The organism is Aquirufa sp. ROCK2-A2 (assembly GCF_054558485.1).
This window is the reverse complement of record NZ_JBPXKA010000018.1, coordinates 1-1,812: the sequence shown is the minus strand read 5'-3', so window position 1 is coordinate 1,812 and position 1,812 is coordinate 1. Positions and strand designations below refer to the sequence as shown.

The window sequence follows — 1,812 nt, the reverse complement described above, 5'->3', positions numbered from 1 at the left end:
CATTAGCAATGCAACATCGAGTAGCTATAGCGCAAGTCAAGCTGGCAATTACAGTGTCTTGATTAGCGAAAACGGATGTAGCCACGAATCGAGCATCACCAAAATATTACCACCAGCGAATATCAATAGTGGTATAAGTCCAAGCGTTTGTCAAGGCTCACAAGTGAGTCTGTCAACCTCTACCAATGGATTTAGTAACCAAGCTGTGTACCAATGGCAAAAAGATGCTGGTGTTGGTTTTGTTAATGTTTTATCAAATGGCAACACGGCAAATTACTCTGCGACTGAGACAGGCAGTTACCGTGTGGTAATAACAGACGGCTTAGCTAGTTCCATTTCTTGTCCGATATACATAACAATCAATAGCTTACCAACTGTTTTAATTAGTGCAATACCTTCATCTTCCAATGTATGCGCTGGTTCTACTGTTATTTTATCTTCCAATGCCTTGGGCAATGGACCTTTGACTTACCAATGGAAAGAATCAGGTATCGCGATAGCTAGCGCCACACAGTCGAGTTATAGCTCTGGAGTAAGTGGAAGTTTTGAGTTATTGGTAAGAGATGCAAACGGTTGTCAGACCACAAGCACAAGTCAATCGGTTACGATTAACCCTCTACCAAGTACTCCTCAGTTGGAGAGCGTCATTCAACCAACTTGTAGTGTTGCTACGGGAACCATTACTCTTGTGAATACAGGCATCAACACGGATGAATACAGCCTTGATGGCACGAATTATCAAAGTAGTCCTGCGTTTACAGGAATAACTGCGGGTACATATACTGCACGTATTCGCAATGCCAATGGATGTTTGAGCGATACGACAAATGTTGTTATTGGTGCTCAACCCACTTCCCCATCAACTCCAATTGTCACCATTACTCAACCAACATGCAACGTTTCCACAGGAACGATTACGGTGGCAGCCTCTGGCATCAACACGGATCAATACAGCCTTGATGGCACGAATTATCAATCAGGAAGAGTCTTCACGCAGGTGAACCCTGGTATTTATAGCATTACCATTAAATCAATAACTGGATGCGTAAGCACAGCCACGACGGATACGGTAAATGCTCAACCCAATACTCCAGCGACTCCTATTGTCACCATCACTCAACCAACATGCAACGTTTCCACAGGAACGATTACGGTGGCAGCCTCAGGAGTAAATACGGATCAATACAGCATTGATGGCACAAATTATCAATCAGGAAGAGTCTTCACGCAGGTGAACCCGGGTATTTATAGCATTACCATTAAATCAATAACTGGATGTGTGAGCACAGCGACGACGGATACGGTAAATGCTCAACCAAACACTCCAGCGACTCCAATTGTCACCATCACTCAACCAACATGCAACGTTTCCACAGGAACGATTACGGTGGCAGCCTCAGGAGTAAATACGGATCAATACAGCCTTGATGGCACGAATTATCAATCAGGAAGAGTCTTCACGCAGGTGAACCCTGGTATTTATAACATTACCATTAAATCAATAACTGGATGCGTAAGCACAGCCACGACGGATACGGTAGATGCTCAACCTAACACTCCAGCGACTCCAATTGTCACCATTACTCAACCAACATGCAACATTTCCACAGGAACGATTACGGTGGCAGCCTCAGGAGTAAACACGGATCAATACAGCCTTGATGGCACGAACTATCAATCGGGCCGAGTCTTCACGCAAGTGAACCCAGGTATTTATAGCATTACCATTAAATCGCAAGCTGGATGCGTAAGCACAGCAACGACGGATACGGTAAATGCTCAACCAAACACTCCAGCGACTCCTATTGTCAC

1 protein-coding gene is annotated in these 1,812 nt (G+C 44.5%); it reads left to right on the top strand.

Annotated elements, in window-relative coordinates:
• On the top strand, nucleotides 1-1,812 hold a 1,812-nt coding region (locus V7S76_RS13230), incomplete at both ends, for a hypothetical protein (protein ID WP_459510620.1).